Genomic DNA, 14,187 nt, shown 5'->3' with positions numbered 1-14,187 from the left:
TGGGAGTGGTCGAGGTGGACGTGGGAGTGCTTCTTCCGGGGTCAGCGTTCGGTGAGCGGGGCGAGGATCGCGATCGCTCGGGCGACGGTGTCGCGGTCGGCGTCGGGCAGCGCGGCGAGCCGGTCGGTCAGGACGCGGGTGCGGGTGGTCCAGGCGTCCTCGCGGGCACGGGCGCCCTGGTCGGTCGCGCCGACGAGCGCACGGCGGCCGTCGGCGGGGTCAGGACGTCGTTCGACGAGGCCGAGGTTCTCGAGCGCCTGGACGGTCGCGCCCATCGACTGCGGCCGGACGCCCTCGGCGCGGGCGAGCTCGGCGACCGTGCTCTCGCCGTACCGCAGCAGGCGGCCGAGCGCGGCGGTCTGGGACGCCGTGACCTCGTCGGCCTTGCCGGTCAGCAGCGTTCGACGGATCCGGCCGTACAGCGTCAGCAGGTCACCGGCGAGCGCGGTCGGATCGGGTGATTCCATACCGGCACGGTACTACTTCGACAGCACAACTTGCAAGGCTGCCTTGCGAGTTCGAGGATCGCCGCTCCGGATCGACTCAGCGCTCGAGCACGATGCGGCGCCTCGTCACCACGAAGCCGGCCCGCTCGAACGCCCGGCGCATCGGGGTGTTCGCCGCGTCCGTCGTGCCGACCACCTTCGGCTCCCCGGCCTCGGCGTGCACGCGCAGCCCCTCGGCGAGCAGCTCGTCGACCACGCCACGCCCACGGTGCTGCGGCAGCACGCCGATGAAGCTGATCGCCGCGTCGTACGCCGTCCGCGTCGCCAGGACGAACCCGACCACCAGGCCGTCGGGGTCGAGCGCGATCCGCCAGCCGTCGCGCGACCCCGGCAGCGAGCGGTAGAACTCGAGGTCGTCGGCGGCGGCGCCCCGCGGGCCGAGTTCGTCCACCGAGGCCACGGTGTGGGCGTCGAGGCTCCCCACCGCGACGCGGGCGAACAGGTCCACGAACTCGTCGTCGTCACCGGACCGGAAGCGCAGCGAGGACGGCATCGGCACTCCGCGGTCCGGTGTCCACGCCACACTCACCCGCTCCGTCGACCGTCCGAGCCCCGCCGACCGAGCGGCCGCCGTGCGCCACGACACCGCGGCGACGGCCTCGGGATCGTCGTGCCAGTCCACCGCGACGTCGACGATCCACTCCGGTCGCACCCCGAACGCAGCGGTCCCCGCCGTGATCAGCCCGGCGGCGATCGCCACCCGCTCGTCCTCGGGCACCTCCGGAGCCACCAGCAGGTCGTCGAGCGTCGACGGCACCTCGGCGTCCGCGCCACCCCACCAGAGCGCCCGTGCCACCGGACGGCCGTCGCGCTCGGCCAGCCACGACCACCCCGGGCGGTAGTTGTGCGTGCCGGACTCGGCGCGGTACCGGTCCGGACCGATCCACGCGACCGGTTCCGACGTCGAGAACGTGAGCAGGGCCTCCCGGTCGTCCTCGGTGGTCGCGCGGAAGGTGACCGTCACCGCGGGTCGGTCATCGTCGTGATCAGGTGCTCCTGCACGTAGCCGAGCCAGTCGTAGACGTCGCGCAGGCCGACGCCCGTGTCGGCCTCGACGGAACGCTCCTCGTCGTCGGCGTCGACGATCCCGAGTCGGTCGGCGATCGTCAGCCGCAGGTCGGTCAGCGTGCGGAGCCAGGCCTGCTCGTCCTCGGGGTCGAGGGCGCCGTCGCGGGTCCCCGTCAGCCACTCGTGCACGGTCGTCGCGTTCGTGGTCTTCTCCGCCAGCAGGTCTGACTGCGTGTACTTCCGGAACTCCGCGCTGGCGTCGTCGTCGTCCGGGTAGGCATTCGGGAACATCCGCTCGGCCACCGGATCCGCCGTCAAGTCGCCGTCGAGCACCTGGCGCAGCTGCTCGGTCAGGGACGTGAGCAGCCCGCGCTCGCCGGAGGACATGCCGAGGTGGACGCCGTCGGCCCGGCGGACGAAGGGGATCACGCTCCGGGGGCCTTGTCGACGGTCGCCTGCAAGCCGTAGCCGTGCATCGACTGGACGTGGGCCTCCATCGCCTCGCGCGGACCCGTCGCCACGATGGCCCGACCCTCGGTGTCCACCTGGTGCATGAGCCGCTCCGCCTGCGCACGACCGAAGCCGAAGTGCCGCTGGAAGACGTAGGTGACGTACGACATCAGGTTCACCGGGTCGTCCCACACGACGGTGACCCACGGGGTGTCCGCGCGCGCACTGGTGCGTTCGTCCGGGGTGGTCCGTTCGTCCACGTCGGGCGAGGTCAGCGTCATGCATCCAGGGTGACACAGGGCGGGCGGCTCGGTACGATCGTCACGTCGCGACTGGCGTTGGATGGGTCACCATCGGGGAGCGACACCTGACACGGTGCGCGGCCGTACGCCTGGGCTGCGCCGACCGATCGTCCGTGCGCGACCCTCCCGGTCGTCGCCAACCCACGTAGGAGAACCGTGTCCATCACCGATCTGCCCGCCGTCGACGGCTCCGTCGACACCGACCGCGCAGCCTTCAACGCCCCGCTCACCGAGGTCGACCCCGAGATCGCCGCCGTCCTGCAGCAGGAGCTCGGCCGTCAGCGCGACACCCTCGAGATGATCGCGTCCGAGAACTTCGTGCCGCGTGCCGTGCTCGAGTCCCAGGGCTCCGTCCTCACCAACAAGTACGCCGAGGGCTACCCGGGCAAGCGCTACTACGGCGGCTGCGAGTACGTCGACGTCGCCGAGCAGCTCGCCATCGACCGTGCCAAGGCGCTGTTCGGGGCTTCCTACGCGAACGTGCAGCCGCACTCGGGCGCCACGGCCAACGCCGCGGTCCTGCACGCCATCGCCAGCGCCGGTGACACGATCCTCGGCCTCGAGCTCGCGCACGGCGGTCACCTGACCCACGGCATGAAGCTCAACTTCTCCGGCCGCATCTACAACGCCGTGGCGTACGGCGTCGACCCCGAGACGTTCGAGGTCGACTACGACGACATCCGCGCCAAGGCCATCGAGCACCAGCCGAAGGTCCTCATCGCCGGCTGGTCCGCGTACCCGCGCCAGCTCGACTTCGCGAAGTTCCGTGAGATCGCGGACGAGGTCGGCGCGAAGCTCTGGGTCGACATGGCGCACTTCGCCGGCCTGGTCGCCGCCGGTCTGCACCCGTCCCCGGTCCCGCACGCCCACGTCGTCTCGTCGACCGTGCACAAGACCCTCGGCGGCCCCCGCTCGGGCATCATCCTGTCCAACGACGAGACCCTGTTCAAGAAGCTGAACTCCGCGGTCTTCCCGGGTCAGCAGGGCGGCCCGCTCATGCACGTGATCGCCGCCAAGGCCACCGCGTTCCTGCTCGCCGGCACCCCCGAGTTCAAGGCCCGCCAGGAGCGCACCATCCGCGGGGCCCGCTTGCTCGCGGATCGGCTCACGCAGCCGGACGCCCGCGCGGCCGGCGTCGACGTCCTGACCGGTGGCACGGACGTGCACCTGGTGCTCGTCGACCTGCGCACCTCCGAGGTCGACGGCAAGCAGGCCGAAGACCTGCTGCACGAGGTCGGCATCACCGTGAACCGGAACTCCGTGCCGTTCGACCCGCGTCCGCCGATGGTCACCTCGGGCGTCCGCATCGGCACGTCGGCGCTCGCCACGCGTGGCTTCGGCGACGCCGAGTTCACCGAGGTCGCGGACATCATCGCGCTGACCCTCATGCCGAACCCGGACATCGCAGCGCTCTCGGCCCGGGTGAAGACCCTGACCGACGCGTTCCCCCTCTACGCGTGAGCGACGCCCTGAGCCCCTGCCCGTCGAGCGATGGGCGGGCGAGGGCACTGCCGTCCGCATCGACGGCACCGCCCTCGCCGCCCGGACCCTCGACGAACTGCGGGTCCGCATCGACCGGTTGCACGAGCACGGCATCCGTCCGGGCCTCGGCACGATCCTCGTCGGCGAGAACCCGGGCTCGCTGTCCTACGTCGCGGGCAAGCACCGCGACTCGGCGCAGATCGGGCTCGACTCGCACCGCATCGACCTGCCCGCGACGGCGTCCGCCGCGGACATCCGCGCCGCGATCCTGCAGATGAACGACGACCCCCGGGTCACCGCGTTCATCGTGCAGCTCCCGCTGCCGGAGGGCATCGACCCGACGCCGATGCTCGAGCTGATGGACCCGTCGAAGGACGCCGACGGCCTGCACCCGACGAACCTCGGTGAGCTCGTGCTCGCCGTGCCCGGTGGAGCAGGCACGATCGACGCCCCGCTGCCGTGCACCCCGCGGGGCATCGTCGCGATGCTCGAGGCGTACGACATCCCGATCCGGGGCGCGCACGTCACGATCATCGGGCAGGGCCTCACCGTCGGGCGTCCGCTCGGCCTGTTGCTCACCCGCCTCGAGGCGACGGCGACGCTCACACACTCCCTGACGGCGGACGTCGCCGCGGAGTGCCGTCGCGCCGACATCGTCATCGCGGCCGCCGGGGTCGCCGGGCTCGTCAAGCCGGACTGGGTCCAGCCCGGTGCGGCCGTGATCGACGTGGGCATCACCCGCGTGGTGAACGACGAGACGGGGAAGGCCAAGCTGCACGGTGACGTGGACCCCGCCGTCGCGTCCGTCGCGGGGTTCATGTCGCCGGTGCCCGGCGGCGTCGGCCCGATGACCCGCGCGATGCTCATGAAGAACGTGGTCGAGGCGGCGGAGCGCCACCTGAAGTAGGCGCGCGCGGCGGGCCGTTCGTCCGACCGTGCCGCGGTTCGTGCCGCGAAAGCGACAGAATCCCGCGAACAGTTCGCGGGATTCTGTCGCTTTGGCAGTGGCGGCGGCCGGGAGGCGCGGCTCGCCCCCGCCCCGCGCGTTCGGGGGACGGGTGCGGAGCCGCCCCCAGTGCTACGGTCACCGCATGGGGGAGAACGTCCAGACCGCGCCCGTGATGGCGGCCACCGGCAGGAAGCTGCGTCCGCGTGCGTGGGGACTCGCACTCGTCGGGATCGTCGCACTGGTGCTGTCCCCGAACCTGGTGCTCTGGAGCACGTCGTCGGGGTACGGCGGGGTCGACGCAGACGACAACTGGATCGACAACGGCGGCAAGGTCCTGGAGACCGCGCCGGTCACGGTGCAGGTCGAAGGGCACGTCGCGCCGGCCGCACTCGCACTGCTGCTGCTCGTGGTCGTCGTCGGCATCGTCCTGCCGCCGACGCTCGCGCGCTCCGGGCACCGCACCCTCGGCGACATCGTCCGGTACTCGGCGTACCTGGCCGTGCCGGTGTGCATCGTCGTCGGCGTGCTGGTCTACACGGTGTGGCAGAGCCAGTTCGTGATGGACCAGGTGCAGCACGAGGTGCTGCACCCGCACGGCTTCCCGTGGGGCGGCGTCACCGTCACCACGGGGCACATGACGCGCTGACCCCCGAGTCTCGGCCGCGCTGCCCCGAGTCTCGCGGTGAGTGACCGTTCTCGGGGGCGGCACCGCGAGAACCGTCGCCCAGCCCGAGTCTCACCGGTACTCGCCCGAGACTCGGTGAGGGGCTCAGTCGCGGCGGGCGCCCTGCGCGGCGTGCACCGTGAAGACGTTCGGCTCGCGGTAGCCGGCCTCGGCGAAGGCGGCGGTGACGGCCTCGGTGATCGCAGCACGCGATCCCTGGTCGACCAACGCGATCGCCGCACCGCCGAACCCGCCACCGGTCATCCGCGCACCGACCGCACCGTGCTCGACCGCGGTCGCGACGGCCAGGTCGAGTTCCGGCACGGAGATCTCGAAGTCGTCGCGCATCGACTCGTGCGACGCGACGAGCAGCGAACCGATCGCCCGCGGGCCCTGTTCGCGCAGCGTCCGGACGGTGTCGAGGACGCGCTGGTCCTCGGTCACGACGTGGCGCACGCGGCGGAAGGTCTCGTCGTCGAGCAGCTCCTGCGCACGGGGCAGGTCGTCGACGCTCAGGTCACGCAGGGCCTCGACGCCGAGCACCTGCGCACCCTTCTCGCACGAGGCCCGACGAGCCGCGTACCCGCCGGTGGCGTGGGCGTGCTCGACCCGGGTGTCGATGACCAGGACCTCGAGCCCGTTGGCCTCGAGCGCCAGGTCGACCACGGCGGTGTCGAGCGTGCGGCAGTCCAGGAACACGACGGCGTCCTGCTCGCCGAGCAGGGAGGCGGACTGGTCCATGATCCCCGTGGGGGCACCGACGGCGTGGTTCTCGGAGTACTGGCCGACGCGCGCCAGGGTCTTGCGGTCGAGGCCGAGCTCCCACAGGTCGTTGAAGGCGAGTGCGACGCCGCACTCGATCGCTGCGCTGGAGGACAGGCCCGCGCCGACGGGGACGTCGGACTCGATGAAGACGTCGAACCCGGTCGTGTCGGACAGGTCCGCGCCGGCCTGCTCGCGGAGCGCCCAGGCGATGCCGAAGACGTACGCCGACCAGCCGGTCATGTTCGACGGGTCGAGGTCGTCGAGCGACAGCTCGAGCACGGTGCCGGCGTCGAACGCGGACGAGACGCGCAGCAGACGGTCCGGCCGCGGAGCGATCGACGCGCTGGTGCGCCGGTCGATCGCGAACGGCAGGACGTACCCGTCGTTGTAGTCGGTGTGCTCACCGATCAGGTTGACCCGGCCGGGGGCGGAGTACCGCACCGCCGGCTCGTACCCGTAGACCTGCTGGAACGTCATGCTCGCTCGATTCCCTGTCGGATGAACTCGGCTGCCTTCTCGGGCACGAGGTCCCCGATCCAGGCGCCCATGGCGGCTTCACTGCCGGCCAGGAACTTCAACTTGTCCGCCGCCCGACGCGGCGACGTGATCTGCAGCATGAGCCGCACGGTGTCCCGCCCGACGTGCACCGGCGCCTGGTGCCAGGCGGCGATGTACGGGGTCGGGTCGTCGTAGAGCTTGTCGATGCCCCGCGTCAGGCGCAGGTGCATGTGGGCCAGTTCGTCCTTCTCGGCCTCGGTCAGACCGGCGAAGTCGGGGACGTGGCGGTGCGGCAGCATGTGGATCTCGATGGGCCAGCGTGCGGCGAACGGCACGAACGCCGTGAAGTGCTCGCCCTGCAGCACGACCCGGTCCGAGGCGCGCTCGTTCGCCAGGTGCTGCTCGAACAGGTCGGGCCCGAAGCGCTCGATGGAGTCGAGCAGGCGCTGCGTGCGGGGCGTGATGTACGGGTACGAGTAGATCTGCCCGTGCGGGTGGTGCAGCGTGACACCGATCGCTTCGCCGCGGTTCTCGAACGGGAACACCTGCTGGATGCCGGGCATGGCGGAGAGCGCGGCGGTGCGGTCCGCCCAGGCCTCGACCACGGTGCGGGCACGCGACTCGGAGATCGACGCGAAGGACCCCTCGGTCGCGGGCGAGAAGCACACGACCTCGCACCGGCCGACGCTGCGCAGCTGCCGGTTCAGGCCGACGTCGGTCAGCGCGTCGAGCGAGCCGGGTGCGTCATCGGCTTCGAGCGCCGGACCGAACGACGGTGACCGGTTCTCGAACACGGCGACGTCGTAGGTGCTCGGGATCTCGGACGGGTTCTGCGGTGTCTGCGGCGCGAGCGGGTCCTGGTCGGCCGGCGGCAGGAACGCACGGTTCTGCCGGCTCGCGGCGATGGAGACCCATTCGCCGGTCAGGACGTCCTGGCGCATCCGCGCGGTCTCGGGCCGAGGATCGAGCGCACGCTCGTCGATGGCACGCTCAGCGGGCAGTGTGCTGTCCGCATCGTCGAAGTAGAACAGGTCGCGGCCGTCCGCGAGCTTCGTCACGCGCTTGGTGATCACCGGAACAGCCTAGCGCCGATCCGAAGCGTTGCGAAAGTCTTCGGAAGCAAGCGAAACTAGAGCCGTGACCGACGACGACCTCTCCTTCCTGGCCGGATCGCTGCCCGCGCCGCTGCGGCAGGACCGCATCGTCTCCATCGTCGAGGGTGCACCCGGTATGGTCCGGACCGCCGCGCTGGCCGCGTCGCTCGGCACGAGTGAGGTGACGGTCCGGCAGGACCTCGCGGTCCTCGACCAGGAGGCCCGGATCCGCCGGGTGCACGGCGGCGCGGTCCGCCTCGGGGCCGGGTCCACCGAGCGCCCCTTCGAGGAGACCGCCGTCGAGCACCAGGTGGCCAAGGCCGCCATCGGCCGTGCGGCCGCAGCGCTCGTGCGGTCCGGCGAGTGCGTCGTGCTCGACGTCGGCACCACCCCGGCCGCGGTCGCCGAGGCGCTCGTCGCCCGCACGGAGCTGTCCGACGTCACCGTCGTCACGAACTCGCTGACCACCGCACTGGCCCTCGAGCGCGCCGTGCCGCGGTTCACCGTGATCGTCACCGGCGGCACCCTCCGGCCGCTCCAGCACTCGCTCGTCGCACCGTTCAACAACACCCTGTTGCCGATGATCGCCGCCGACATCGTGTTCCTCGGTGGCACCGGTGTGGACGTCGCGCACGGTCTGACCAACGTCAACCTGCCCGAGACCGAGGCGAAGCGGGTGCTCGCGGCCACGGCTCGGCGTACCGTCGTCGTCGCGGACGGGTCGAAGTTCGGCCGGGCCCACATCGGGGTCGTCCGCGCGCTCGAGGACATCGACGTCGTCGTCACCGCCGAGGCCGAGGCGGACGCGGTCGCCACGATCCGGGCGGGCGGCGTCGAGGTCGTCGTCGCGGACGGCGAGGACACACCCGGAAGGAACCACACCCCATGACCGCAGCACCCACCGGTGGCCAGTACCGCCTGCACCACGCCGGACCGGACGGCGTCGTCGAGGCCGTCGTGACCGAGGTCGCTGCCGGCATCCGAGAACTCCGCGTCGCCGGCTTCGACCTGACCGAGCCGTTCCCCGTCACCGAGCAGCCGCCCGGCGCCAACGGGATCGTGCTCGTGCCGTGGCCGAACCGCGTCGCCGGCGGGGTCTGGGAGCTCGACGGCAAGCGGCAGCAGCTGGATGTCTCGGAGCCGAAGTACGGCAACGCCTCGCACGGCCTGCTCCGCTTCGCGCCGTACCGCGTGGTGTCGCAGACCGAGACGGGCATCGTGCAGGAAGCCACGATCCACCCGCAGCACGGCTGGCCGTTCACCCTCGAGACCCGCGTGCACCACGAGCTCGTCGACGACGGCATCCGGGTGACGCACGAGATCACGAACCGTTCCGGAGCCCGCGCGCCCTTCGCCGTGGGGGCGCACCCGTACCTGCGCGCCGGTGACACTCCCGCAGAGGACCTCGTCGTCACCCTCGACGCCGCCACCGCCTTCACCGTCGACGAGCAGAAGGTGCCGAACGGTTCCGTGTCGGTGGAGGGCACTTCGTTCGACCTGCGCCAGGGACAGCGTGCCGGTGACGCCGATCTCGACACCGCGTACTCGGACATCACCCCGGACGCCGACGGTGTCCGCCACACGACCCTGCACGGCCCCGAGGGTGACGGCGTGCAGCTCTGGCAGGACGCGTCGTTCCCGTACGTGCAGGTGTTCACCTCTCGGGAGTACCCGCGTGGCGACGCCAAGGGCCTGGCCGTGGCGGTCGAGCCGATGACCGCTCCGGCCAACGCCCTGAACTCCGGCGAGGGCCTGCGGTGGCTCGAGCCCGACGAGACCTGGACGGGCACCTGGGGCGTCCGCCGCGTCTGGTCCTGACCGCCCCGCCGCAACCCGTCTCGCGAAAGCGACTCCGTCCCGCCGAAGGTTCGCGGCACAGTGTCGCTCTGGCGGAGTTGTCGCGGGTGCGGCCGGCGATCTGTCGCTTCGGCGGGGGAGTCACCGCTCCACTGGAAGCACGAACGCCGCCCCGGTGTGGGGCGGCGTCCGTGGCGGGCAGCTGCGGGTCAGCCGCGGCGCATGCGGAGCGCCTCGACCGCAAGGGACTCGCTGGCGTAGCGCCCGACCTCGTGCGCCCAGGCCGGGTCGTCCCCGCGCAGGGCGATGAAGTCCTTGCGCTGTCGGCACACGTAGCCGAGCACCGCGGTGGCCGTCGCGACCTCGATGAAGTCCTTGCGGATGTGCCGGGTCGTGACCTGCGCGTTGCGACGGAGCGTGTCGAGCAGGAGCTCGTTGCTCATCGTCGTGTTGGTCGCGGCGGCGAGCTCGACGATGCGGCGCGCGTCCCCGGTGCTGCTGGTCTGCGTGGCTTCGATGGGCTCGATCACGGTGTACCCCGTTCGTTCGTGGTGGTGCGGTGCTGCAGGATCCGGTGGTCGGATCCGGGAACGACACTATCGGCGGCAGCCCACCAGTCGGCTGTGCGCAGGCTGATGTGTGCAGGGGATCTGCCATGAGCCAGCTGGGGACGACTTGTACCCCGAACACGAACCCGAGGTCAGGCGCAGCGTTCGTCGTCGGGCGCAGCGAGCGCGTCGAGGGAGTCCGAGACCCGTCCGGCCATGTACTGGTAGCCGGCGTCGTTGAGGTGCCCGCCGTCGATCGCCGCGTAGCCCGGGCTGTTCGCCGCGGTGAACCACTGTCCGGCGAGCGGGTCGATGAACGGCACACCCGCAGCAGCCGCTCCCGCGGAGACCGAGGCGGCGACCCCGACGTTCGCCTTCGCCCGCGGCATCGGCGCTGACGGCCCGAGCGCCACGACGACGGCGTCCGGCCAGGTCTGTTCCGCCGCGCGGAGGGTCTGCTCGACGCGGGCCTGCAGCGTCGACGAGTCGACGAGCCAGTCGTTCTGGCTGCCCTGCACGATGACGAGCTGCGGAGCATCGGTCGTGGCGTGCCGTTCGAGGCGGGGGCCGAACGTGTAGTGCGAGGACCCGGTGCGCCCGGTGTCGACGTAGCCCGTTCCCGGGTAGCCGTCGATGGTGGCGTCCCAGTTGCGGTCGGCTGCGAGGTCCTGCGCCCATCCGTGGACGCCGCTGGTGGAGCCGCGGCCGGTGGTGTAGGAGTCGCCGACGATCAGGACGTGCGAGCCGGGGACGATCGCGTCCGCGACCTCGGCGGAGGAGACGCTCGACGACGTCGAGATGGGCTGGCAGGCACTCGACACGGTCGGCAGGATGACGAGCAGCCCGCTGACGCCGAGAGCCATGGCTCCGAGCGCGATGCCGGGGAGGAGTCGTCGTGCCACCCGCCACATTCTAGACAACGGACGTCCGGATGAGTCTGATGGTGGGCCCCGTGGGGCTCGAACCCACGACCCTCGGATGAAAAGCCGGCGTTCAGGAGAGTGTGGGCCCCGTGGGGCTCGAACCCACGACCCTCGGATTAAAAGTCCGGTGCTCTACCAACTGAGCTAGAGGCCCTCACCCGCAAGGCTAGCGGGTGAGGGCCTCTAGAAGAACCTGGTGTCGACGGTCAGCCGCGACGCCCGGTGAGCGTCCGCAGCAGCCACAGGACGACGGCCACGATGAGCAGCACGATGCCGACCCACAGCAGGAACTTGAGGCTCGCGGTGAAGCCACCGACGAACAGCAGGATGACCGCGATGACGGCCAGGATGATGAGCAACGGGTTCATGGGGGAGTCCTCTCCTTCACGTTCGGGAGGAGCGCCTCCCGACGAGACACCGTACCCGCGGCGCCGCCGTTGCGTTCTGGGCGAACGGAGGGCGGGCGTGTCACCGGCCGTGCCTACACTGACGCGGTGCCTCGCGATCACCACCGTCCTGTCCACTTCACCGATGCCGAGTTCGCCGCGATCCAGGGCGGCGAGGACCCCGCCGTCGTGAACCGCGTCGCGCACGAGACCGCGAACGCGCTGCTGCACCGGGTGCGTCAGGACCCGGACCCCGCGGTGGTGGAGCGGCTCGTGACCTACACGGACGTGCACGGCATCGACGCGATCGCCGACCTCTGGGCGCGGGTGGGTGCGCACACCCTGCCGGGTGCCCTGTGGCGGGTGTACCTCGTCCGCACCGTGATCCGGCAGAACCCGGAGGAGATCGCGTACTTCTTCCAACGCGGCACCGAGCGCATCGGCACGATCGACCAGGCCGTCGCGGGGGCGGAGCAGCCGACTGGTCCTGCCGAGATCCTCACCCTGGCGGACCGAATCCTGCACGGGCTGTACACGGGCGACTTCGCGGTGGCGCTCGACCGTGGGGCGGCGTTCTGCCGTCTGACCGCGGCCGGTGCGACTGCGGTGGCGGACGACTCCGACCTGACCGCGACCGGCCGCGCGAGCGAGCTGACGCGGCGTGCGCTCCGTCTCACGGAGCTGGCGGCCGACCTGACCGAGGCGGCGGCGCTCTGGCGTCGCGAGAGCCTGGACTAGCGAGCGAACGCGCCGGACCCGCGTCGGGCCTCCCGGCAGAACGCCGAAGGGCACAGCCGCAGGCAGAGCCGCGGGACAGAGCCGCAGGGCAGAGAAGAACCGGGCCGCAGAAGCGCCTCTCGGCGCGAGGCCGCTCGAAGCGGCGAATTTTGGAGCCCGGGGCTTGCTGCGGCCCGGCGACACCAACTCTACGACGCGTCGGCTGTGTCCGCTGCCCTGTTCACTCTCGGTGGACAGATCCGGACCCGGGCGTGCCCGACAGAGGGCCCGGACGCGGCGTCCCGACAACTTCTCGGCATCCGATCCAATCCACCACGGGCACCGCGCCGAATCATCAGCGTGACGGACTTGATGACCGTCACGAACGCGAGAGGCCCGGCGTGACCCGGACCGGTATCCGCCGGTCAATTCCCTGTGGGTCACGCTGGCCTCTCGTCTCGACCGCACGACGCGGCGGCTTCGTCCTACCCGGGGCGCGACCGCAGCACAGCACCACCGCATCACGCAGCACCCCTGACAGAACGGCCACAACCGGTCGCCGAAGCACCCGAGAGGAGGGAAACCTGCAATGCTTGCCCTCGTGGATAGCGACACCGAACGCTGGAGCTCGTCAGAGCCAGCCCAGGCATCGCCGGACGACCTCTTGGCGCGGGTTGCCTCCGGTGACCAAGCCGCCTTCGCGGACCTCTACGACGTCCTCTCCGGCCGGGTCCTCGGACTCGTGACGCGGCTCCTCCGGGACCGCGCCCAGTCCGAAGAGGTCACGCAAGAGGTCTTCCTCGAAGTCTGGCAACAGGCCACCCGGTTCGACCGGAAGCGCGGGACCGCCTCCAGCTGGGTCCTGACCATGGCGCACCGCCGAGCGGTGGACCGGGTCCGGGCGTCGCAGGCCTCGCACGACCGGGACACGAAGATCGGTATCCGCGACCTCGAGTCCGGTTTCGACCAGGTCTCCGAGTCGGTCGAGATCCGCATCGAACACGAACGTGTCGGCAGGGCCCTGGCCAAGCTGACCGAGTTCCAGCGGCAGGCCGTGCAGCTCGCGTACTACGGAGGCTTCTCGCACAGCGAGATGGCCGAACAACTCGGTGTCCCCATCGGCACCGTCAAGACCCGTCTCCGTGACGGGATGATCCGACTCCGAGACGAGATGGGGGTGACCTCATGACCGAACGACACGACGACCCCGCCCTGCTGACGGGTTCCTACGCACTCGACGCGCTGTCCGACGATGAGCGCATGCTCCTCGAGGACGTCCTCACGACGTCGCCCGAACTCCAGGCCGAGGCCGACTCGCTGCGCGAGACCGCGCTGCAGCTCGCCTTCGCCGCCGCTCCGATCGAGCCGCCGACGTCGCTCCGCGCGTCGCTGCTGGCCCAGATCGCGACGACCCCGCAGGCTGCACCACTGGCCGAGACGGCTCCTGCCGTCGACACGGCATCCGTCCAGGAGGCCCGTCCCGAGCCCGCCAGGCACGTCGCCTCGATCGCCGACGGCTCCACCACCGGTGGCCGGGCGACCTCCGAGGCTCGCCGCCGCTGGTTCCAGCGTCCGGCAGCCATGCTCACCAGTGCTGCTGCGGTCGCCGTGGTCTTCCTCGGTGTCGGCCTGGGTGTCGGCGTCGCGAACGGTCCGGCCGACGGACCGGGGACCGGCACCACGCAGGCTTCGAGCGGCCTCGACCGCATCTACGCCGCGTCGGACTTCCAGCGCAGCACCACCAAGGTCGAGGGCGGCGGCACGGCCACGGTCGTGTGGTCGGGTGACCTCGGCAAGTCAGCGGTCATCCTCGACGGTGTCGCCCAGGCCCCGAAGGGCAAGACGTACGAGCTCTGGTACATCGGCTCCGAGAACGAGGGCGGCACGATCAAGTCGGCCGGCCTGGTCGACGGTGTCGCCGACGGCGTGCACTCGGCCGTGCTGAAGGGCTCGATGTCCGACGGCGCGACGATCGGCATGACGGTCGAGCCGGCCGGTGGTTCGGAGCAGCCGACCACGACGCCGATCATGGCGGTCCCGACCACCTCGGCCTGACCCTCCCGAAAGACCGACCCCGCCCCGGCTCCGACGCAGAACG

Annotated in this window: 17 protein-coding genes, 1 tRNA gene and 1 riboswitch; of the genes, 8 read left to right on the top strand and 10 right to left on the bottom strand. The window is 71.2% G+C overall.

Annotated features, from left to right (window positions below; all coding sequences use genetic code 11):
* Positions 1 to 41: 41 nt before the first annotated feature.
* The 4 genes from ACZZ0J_RS10665 to clpS all read right to left on the bottom strand — a co-directional run bounded on the left by ACZZ0J_RS10665 (position 42) and on the right by clpS (position 2,245).
* Positions 42 to 467 (bottom strand): MarR family winged helix-turn-helix transcriptional regulator, encoded by a 426-nt coding sequence (locus ACZZ0J_RS10665; RefSeq protein WP_463436785.1) that lies wholly within the window; start codon positions 465 to 467, stop codon positions 42 to 44.
* Positions 468 to 543: 76 nt separating this feature from the next.
* Complete coding sequence (locus ACZZ0J_RS10660) at positions 544 to 1,470, bottom strand: GNAT family N-acetyltransferase (RefSeq protein WP_463436783.1); 927 nt, start codon at positions 1,468 to 1,470, stop codon at positions 544 to 546.
* On the bottom strand, positions 1,467 to 1,943 hold the full coding sequence (locus ACZZ0J_RS10655) for a DUF2017 family protein (protein ID WP_463436781.1): 477 nt from the start codon (positions 1,941 to 1,943) through the stop codon (positions 1,467 to 1,469). The genes ACZZ0J_RS10660 and ACZZ0J_RS10655 overlap by 4 nt, the downstream gene beginning before the upstream one ends.
* Positions 1,940 to 2,245, bottom strand: coding sequence for an ATP-dependent Clp protease adapter ClpS (gene clpS / locus ACZZ0J_RS10650; RefSeq protein ID WP_194647434.1), 306 nt, complete (start codon positions 2,243 to 2,245; stop codon positions 1,940 to 1,942). Before clpS ends, ACZZ0J_RS10655 begins: the two co-directional genes overlap by 4 nt.
* Before the next feature lie 37 nt (positions 2,246 to 2,282).
* A riboswitch (ZMP/ZTP riboswitch) is annotated at positions 2,283 to 2,368 on the top strand.
* Positions 2,369 to 2,422: 54 nt separating this feature from the next.
* On the opposite strand from clpS, the gene glyA reads away from it, so the two are divergent.
* The 3 genes from glyA to ACZZ0J_RS10635 all read left to right on the top strand — a co-directional run bounded on the left by glyA (position 2,423) and on the right by ACZZ0J_RS10635 (position 5,343).
* Positions 2,423 to 3,727 carry a serine hydroxymethyltransferase gene (glyA, locus tag ACZZ0J_RS10645; protein ID WP_463436779.1) on the top strand — a complete coding sequence of 435 codons (1,305 nt, stop codon included), beginning with the start codon at positions 2,423 to 2,425 and terminating at the stop codon, positions 3,725 to 3,727.
* A 16-nt stretch (positions 3,728 to 3,743) separates the two neighbouring features.
* A complete protein-coding gene (locus ACZZ0J_RS10640) occupies positions 3,744 to 4,655 on the top strand; it encodes a tetrahydrofolate dehydrogenase/cyclohydrolase catalytic domain-containing protein (RefSeq protein ID WP_123671583.1) in 912 nt (303 codons plus the stop codon).
* A gap of 184 nt (positions 4,656 to 4,839) precedes the next feature.
* Entirely contained in the window at positions 4,840 to 5,343 is a 504-nt protein-coding gene (locus ACZZ0J_RS10635) for a hypothetical protein (RefSeq protein WP_463436777.1), read from the top strand.
* A 123-nt stretch (positions 5,344 to 5,466) separates the two neighbouring features.
* Here the strand turns inward: ACZZ0J_RS10635 and galK are convergent, their stop codons facing one another.
* Complete coding sequence (galK, locus tag ACZZ0J_RS10630) at positions 5,467 to 6,603, bottom strand: galactokinase (RefSeq protein WP_463436775.1); 1,137 nt, start codon at positions 6,601 to 6,603, stop codon at positions 5,467 to 5,469.
* A complete protein-coding gene (galT, locus tag ACZZ0J_RS10625; protein ID WP_194647437.1) occupies positions 6,600 to 7,697 on the bottom strand; it encodes a galactose-1-phosphate uridylyltransferase in 1,098 nt (365 codons plus the stop codon). Before galT ends, galK begins: the two co-directional genes overlap by 4 nt.
* Before the next feature lie 64 nt (positions 7,698 to 7,761).
* On the opposite strand from galT, the gene ACZZ0J_RS10620 reads away from it, so the two are divergent.
* Both ACZZ0J_RS10620 and ACZZ0J_RS10615 read left to right on the top strand, forming a co-directional pair.
* Positions 7,762 to 8,607: a DeoR/GlpR family DNA-binding transcription regulator gene (locus ACZZ0J_RS10620; protein WP_463436773.1), complete on the top strand. Its 846-nt coding sequence runs from the start codon at positions 7,762 to 7,764 to the stop codon at positions 8,605 to 8,607.
* Positions 8,604 to 9,536 carry an aldose 1-epimerase family protein gene (locus tag ACZZ0J_RS10615; RefSeq protein WP_463436771.1) on the top strand — a complete coding sequence of 311 codons (933 nt, stop codon included), beginning with the start codon at positions 8,604 to 8,606 and terminating at the stop codon, positions 9,534 to 9,536. The genes ACZZ0J_RS10620 and ACZZ0J_RS10615 overlap by 4 nt, the downstream gene beginning before the upstream one ends.
* A gap of 188 nt (positions 9,537 to 9,724) precedes the next feature.
* Here the strand turns inward: ACZZ0J_RS10615 and ACZZ0J_RS10610 are convergent, their stop codons facing one another.
* The 4 genes from ACZZ0J_RS10610 to ACZZ0J_RS10595 form a co-directional block, all read right to left on the bottom strand.
* Complete coding sequence (locus tag ACZZ0J_RS10610; RefSeq protein ID WP_111085292.1) at positions 9,725 to 10,045, bottom strand: hypothetical protein; 321 nt, start codon at positions 10,043 to 10,045, stop codon at positions 9,725 to 9,727.
* A gap of 170 nt (positions 10,046 to 10,215) precedes the next feature.
* A complete protein-coding gene (locus tag ACZZ0J_RS10605; RefSeq protein ID WP_194647440.1) occupies positions 10,216 to 10,965 on the bottom strand; it encodes an SGNH/GDSL hydrolase family protein in 750 nt (249 codons plus the stop codon).
* A gap of 102 nt (positions 10,966 to 11,067) precedes the next feature.
* A tRNA-Lys gene (locus ACZZ0J_RS10600) sits at positions 11,068 to 11,140 on the bottom strand.
* A 52-nt stretch (positions 11,141 to 11,192) separates the two neighbouring features.
* Complete coding sequence (locus ACZZ0J_RS10595; RefSeq protein WP_146249745.1) at positions 11,193 to 11,354, bottom strand: DUF2207 domain-containing protein; 162 nt, start codon at positions 11,352 to 11,354, stop codon at positions 11,193 to 11,195.
* 126 nt (positions 11,355 to 11,480) lie between these two features.
* Here ACZZ0J_RS10595 and ACZZ0J_RS10590 point away from each other — a divergent pair, with 126 nt between their 5' ends.
* From ACZZ0J_RS10590 to ACZZ0J_RS10580, 3 genes are all read left to right on the top strand, one after another.
* Complete coding sequence (locus ACZZ0J_RS10590) at positions 11,481 to 12,110, top strand: DNA-directed RNA polymerase subunit beta (protein WP_463436769.1); 630 nt, start codon at positions 11,481 to 11,483, stop codon at positions 12,108 to 12,110.
* Positions 12,111 to 12,678: 568 nt separating this feature from the next.
* Complete coding sequence (gene sigK / locus ACZZ0J_RS10585; RefSeq protein ID WP_123293272.1) at positions 12,679 to 13,278, top strand: ECF RNA polymerase sigma factor SigK; 600 nt, start codon at positions 12,679 to 12,681, stop codon at positions 13,276 to 13,278.
* Positions 13,275 to 14,144, top strand: a complete 870-nt coding sequence (locus tag ACZZ0J_RS10580; RefSeq protein WP_194671678.1) for an anti-sigma factor — start codon at positions 13,275 to 13,277, stop codon at positions 14,142 to 14,144. The genes sigK and ACZZ0J_RS10580 overlap by 4 nt, the downstream gene beginning before the upstream one ends.
* The last annotated feature ends 43 nt before the right edge of the window (positions 14,145 to 14,187 follow it).

The organism is Curtobacterium sp. AC272, assembly GCF_979258155.1.
The sequence above is the reverse complement of the archived record's forward strand: the minus strand, read 5'-3'. Positions and strand labels throughout refer to the sequence as shown.